The sequence below is a fragment of the Flavobacterium sp. UGB4466 genome, from assembly GCF_903469665.1.
Lineage (GTDB): Bacteria > Bacteroidota > Bacteroidia > Flavobacteriales > Flavobacteriaceae > Flavobacterium > Flavobacterium lipolyticum.
Genome location: NZ_CAGKLC010000178.1, coordinates 1 through 5,341, shown reverse-complemented (window position 1 = coordinate 5,341; position 5,341 = coordinate 1). Strand labels below are relative to the sequence as shown.

The 5,341-nt window shown below is 35.6% G+C and carries 5 protein-coding genes; all 5 read right to left on the bottom strand.

What is annotated here, in order from left to right; genetic code table 11:
- Positions 1 to 160: 160 nt before the first annotated feature.
- On the bottom strand, positions 161 to 634 hold the full coding sequence (locus tag JO950_RS21145; RefSeq protein WP_202704417.1) for a DUF6495 family protein: 474 nt from the start codon (positions 632 to 634) through the stop codon (positions 161 to 163).
- Between the two features lie 120 nt (positions 635 to 754).
- Positions 755 to 3,925 (bottom strand): TonB-dependent receptor, encoded by a 3,171-nt coding sequence (locus JO950_RS21140; RefSeq protein WP_202704416.1) that lies wholly within the window; start codon positions 3,923 to 3,925, stop codon positions 755 to 757.
- 100 nt (positions 3,926 to 4,025) lie between these two features.
- Positions 4,026 to 4,466, bottom strand: coding sequence for a 50S ribosomal protein L9 (rplI, locus tag JO950_RS21135; RefSeq protein WP_070908551.1), 441 nt, complete (start codon positions 4,464 to 4,466; stop codon positions 4,026 to 4,028).
- Positions 4,467 to 4,534: 68 nt separating this feature from the next.
- Positions 4,535 to 4,831 (bottom strand): 30S ribosomal protein S18, encoded by a 297-nt coding sequence (gene rpsR / locus JO950_RS21130; protein WP_002987043.1) that lies wholly within the window; start codon positions 4,829 to 4,831, stop codon positions 4,535 to 4,537.
- A 5-nt stretch (positions 4,832 to 4,836) separates the two neighbouring features.
- On the bottom strand, positions 4,837 to 5,178 hold the full coding sequence (gene rpsF, locus JO950_RS21125; protein ID WP_007810575.1) for a 30S ribosomal protein S6: 342 nt from the start codon (positions 5,176 to 5,178) through the stop codon (positions 4,837 to 4,839).
- Between the last annotated feature and the right edge of the window lie 163 nt (positions 5,179 to 5,341).

Below are 5,341 nucleotides of genomic sequence, written 5' to 3'. Positions count from 1 at the left end.
CTATATTTACTATACTAAAACTGCATTCTTTAAATTATTCAGAAAAAATGCGTAGAAATACGGGTATAAAAAAACATTAAAACTTCAACAAAAGTTAAAAAACTAAAAATTAGCAAACATCTAAACGTTAAACATTTACTAATTTTTAATCTTCAAAAAGTTATGATTCAATAATTGTGTTGATCTGCGTAAACAATTGACCGTCACTTAAAAATGCTCCTTGCTGAATTAATTCAAAAATAGAAGCGTTTCTCTCCTCAGTGAACACTTTTTTTCCAACCTTCATTTCTATGTTTTCGGTAAACATATTATCAGACAGCCATTGCAATCCTTCTTTACTCAAAAAATCAGTTTCAGCAACCAATGATTTCAATACGATTGACTGAACATGAGTTTCAAAACACTGGAATAAGAAAATATGGTTTTTAGAAAAATGCTCCAAAAATTCTGCTCTCGACAAAACACCTTCCCAGATTAAATCGGAAAAAACATCCAGTTCCTGCTCCGCAACTTCCGGTTTGTTTATTTTAAGCTCATCCCACTCTGCTTTATCGATAGCCTGCGTTGCCAAAAAGCTTGCAAATTCTGCATGCAATTCATCAAATTGCTCTTTTGTTAATCTTGCGTATTTCATTTTTTTTTCTTGTGTTAAACACTCTAAAAAGAGCTTATATAAAATTGGAGAACTTTCTGTGCTATTTATAAAAAAAGCCCCCGCAAATGCGAGGGCAAATTTATAACTTTTTTTGCTTTACTAAAAGATGTATCGTATACCAAATTGCGCCTGCCATCTGGACAATAAACTAGCGTCATAATTAAACGTTTTGGTCTGAGTACCATTAAAAGTATACGTTGGTGTATTTCCGGCAACCGTAACCCCGATAGGCTGAACACTTGTAGGCACCTGAACAACTCCCCAATTTGAATTCAGTAAATTCCCGAAATTCAAAACATCGATGCTAAACTGAATGGTATTCTTTTTATCTGAGGTGGAAGAAATCTTAAAATTATAATCCTGCAGAATTTTCAGATCACACCTTCCTCTCCACGGAGATATTGCTCCATAACGCTCGGCATATTGTCCTCTCCTGTCCTTCATGTATTTATCCTGAGAAATAAATTGATCAAAAGCAGCACCTTCTCCCGGTGCGCTAAAATTCATCAAAGCTATTTCAGCCGTTGTAGGGATATAAATCAAGTCGTTAACACTAGAGCCGTCTCCATTAATATCTCCGCCATACGTGTAATTAAAACGCCCTCCTTGAGCATATTCAAGAACAGTAGACACTGTTGTCGCCCATTTATCTTTTCCATACTTCCATTTCTTGGAAGCTACTGCTATAAAACGATGATTATCTCCATATTTAGAATTCGAAAGCACATCGTTATTTACATTTCCTAAAGCCGGATTAAAAGCAAAAGCATCTCCTGTAATTTCAGCTTCAATAGAGTTAACATCTTTAGATTTTAAATAATTATAAGCCACACTCGCATACAATCCATTTTCAAAGTTTTTCTGCACTTTTAAAGTGGCATTAAATGCACTTCCCTTATTCGAGTTCGTCATTACATAAGCATTGTTTGCACCTTTATCCGCTGCAACATAAATAGGTCGGTTATCCACACCTGCTAATGTTCCGGTTGGAGATTTCAATCCCCAATTCTGAACGTGTACTGCATTAATATCCTTATTATAAGACAAATCTGCCGTTACAATATAATTATTTTCAAATCGATGATCAAATCCTAAACTGGTTCTCCAGACTTGTGGCCATTTATAATCCGGATCCATAATCTGCAAAAAACCATCATCAGCGCCACTTACCTGATTTCCTAACCACACAAAAGGAATTCTTCCGGTAAAAATTCCGGATCCTCCGCGAAGCTGTGAGGTAGCATTACCGTTAACATCCCAGTTAAAACCTATTCTTGGCGACCATAAAATTCGATCACTTGGCAAATTGGTCGAAATCAATTTAACCGCCTGCCCAGTCTGAGGATTGAAATAATCGGTATCGTTATTTCTTTTGGCTCCGCCATTATTAGTATCTATATATTTTTGAATCAGATCGGCAGTATTAAAATACAAAGGCTTATCAATTCTTAATCCCAAAGACAGTTTGAAATTATCATCGATACTGATATCATCCTGTGCATAAAATGCGAGCTGTCCTACGTTCAATTCCGCTAGTTTCCATCCCCCATCAGTTCCTACTTTAAAATTATTCTTGGCGGCGAAAACATCCTGAGCGTATTTCAAATTCTGCGCAATAATACTCGTAGCAAAAGGCTTAGCCGCATCATTTAAAAAATCCTGTGTTGTGAAATAGGGCGTAAAGAAGGTTCCGGCATATCCGTTTGGATTTCCAAAATTATCATATCCGGCCAGATTAAAAGAGTTTTCAAACTTAAACTTCTCAAAAGAAGCACCAAAAGTAAACGCGTGTTTGCCCACATTATAATTCAGATTATTAGTGATCTGAATGACTTTCTGATCTAAAGTATTATTGATAGAAAAAGGCTCATGCCCCGCAATAATATAATTAGCACCCGCTCCGTCCTGAATATTAATCACAGGAGCCGGAACCGAAAATGGCACCCTGTAATCATTAAAATGCGAATAACCCGCCTGTAACTTATTAGAAACCGATTCACTAAATTTTGAATTCAACTCTACCAGAAAAGAACTCAGGTTATTATTAATCTGATATCCGGCATTTCTGAACTGCAAAATAGAAGCATTCGGCCCTCTAAAACCCAGTGCAGTAGGATGTGCCGGTTTGTCTTTTGAAGCATCCAGAAAATTATAAATAACCGCCAGTTTATGATTGTCACTGATATTCCAGTCGATCTTAATAATCCCTTTATTCGAATTCGATTCATGCTTAAATCCCTGATAAGGTCCTGTTTCATAACCTAAATTAGCCAAGGCTTTTGAAACCGCAATTAAATCCGATTCTAAAACTCTCGATTCATTAATTCCGGTTACACCATCATTATTATTAGCCACAAAATTGGATCCTAAATCACTTCGTTTGTCAATTTCAAAATTTCCAAAGATGAACAATTTATCCTTTATAATAGGAGCTCCCAAACTAAAACCTGCCTGGGTTTGTTCTAAAGTAGGTACAAATATTTTTTCTCCCTTGATCTTATTTCCCGTCAAATCCTGATTTCTGTAAAAACCATACGCCGTACCATGAAACTCATTGGTCCCCGATTTAGTTACCGCATTAACAGAAGCTCCTGTAAAACCCGACAAAGTAACATCATAAGGAGCTGTCGCTACCTGAATCTGCTCAATAGCATCAAGCGAAATAGGCTGTGATCCTGTCTGACCTCCCGGTGTTGCAGCATCTAGTCCAAACGGATTATTAAATACCGCACCATTTAAGGAGTAGTTATTGTATTGATCGTTTCTTCCGCCAAAAGAACCTCCGCTTGCCGTTGGTTCCAAACGGGTAAAATCTTCCGCCGATCTTGAAATTGTAGGCAAAGCCGTTAACTCTCTTTTTCCAATCGTAGTTTCGGCACCTGTTTTGCCACTTTTAAAAACTTTATCCTTAGACACGATTTTCACCTCTTCGAGCGTCTGGCTTTCGTCTTCCAGAACCACATCAAGATTAAAAGGTTTTCCCAAATCGAGATTCACATCGGCATATTCATGATTTCGAAAACCCACAAAAGTCACAACAATTTTGTAGGGGCCTCCAATTCTCATGTTCAAAATATTAAACCTTCCGTCTTCGTTGGAAACAGCTGAATATTTACTTCCTGTGGGAGTATGGATTGCTAAGATAGTAGCACCGGGCAAGAGTTCGTTGGCAGAACTCTTGATAATCCCCTTAATACTCGAAGTTGTGGTTTGCCCGATAGCAGTGGTTATGGCAAACACACCTAGTAATAATGCAAAGATTTTTTTCATTTTCCTGGTTTTGAGAGTGTTATTCCTCTCAAAATTAGGCAAAAAAAAACCACTCAAAAGAGTGGTTTTTATATTTTATTAACAAGAAGTTAACAAAATGTTATTTTTCAGCGATAATCTCGTATGCTAATTCTACAATAACATCTCTGTGTAAACGGATGCTAGCTGTATATTTTCCAGTACGTTTTACGATACCACTAGTGATGAATTTTCTATCAATAGCGTTACCTGATTTCTCTAAAGCTTCAGCAATGTCGATGTTTGTGATAGAACCAAAAAGTTTCTCTCCACCAGCTTTTGCAGTAAGTTTAATTTCAAGAGCTTTTAAAGTTTCAGCTAATGCTTTAGCATCAGCAACTACTTTAGCTTCTTTATGTGCTCTTTGTTTTAGGTTTTCAGCTAAAACTTTTTTAGCAGAAGGAGTTGCTAAAGTAGCAAAACCTTGAGGAATTAAAAAGTTACGACCGTAACCAGGTTTTACAGATACTACATCATCTTTAAATCCTAAGTTTTGTACGTCTTGTTTTAAAATAATTTCCATGTTGTTGTCCTTATTTTTAGAAGTTAGGTTCTGATTAAACAGAAACCAGCGACTAGATTTTTTTTATACTATTTTAATAAATCGGCCACGTATGGCATTAAAGCTAAGTGACGAGCTCTTTTTACAGCTACAGACACTTTTCTTTGGTATTTTAATGAAGTTCCTGTTAAACGACGAGGAAGAATTTTTCCTTGCTCATTTACGAATTTCAATAAGAAATCAGCATCTTTATAATCGATGTATTTGATTCCTGATTTTTTGAAACGACAGTACTTTTTAGTTTTGTTAGTTTCAATGTTTAAAGGCGTTAAATATCTGATATCTCCGTCTTTTTTTCCTTTTGCAGATTGCTCGATTGTAGACATAATAATTACGCTTTAGTAGATTTTAATTTAGCTCTTCTTCTTTCCGCCCATGAAATAGCATGTTTGTCTAAACTTACAGTTAAGAAACGCATAACTCTTTCGTCACGTCTGAATTCAGTTTCAAAAGCAATTAGAACTTCTCCAGCTACTTTGAATTCGAATAAGTGATAAAAACCACTTTTTTTGTTTTGGATTTCGTAAGCCATTTTTTTAAGACCCCAATCCTCTTTCGATACCATTTCAGCTCCTCTACTAGTAAGAAATTCTTCAAATTTCGTTACTGTTTCCTTCACCTGAACTTCAGATAAAACGGGATTTAAAATGAAAACAGTTTCATAATGATTCATAAACAATATATTTATTTGTTAAAATTGGGTGCAAAAGTAACCATAAAATTTAAATATACAACACTTTTTTACTTTTATTCGTTGTACAGCAAAAAATACACGTCAATTTTAGTTTTTTTCTTAAAAAAAGAATACATTTACTATTGCTATCCTGAATTTATTC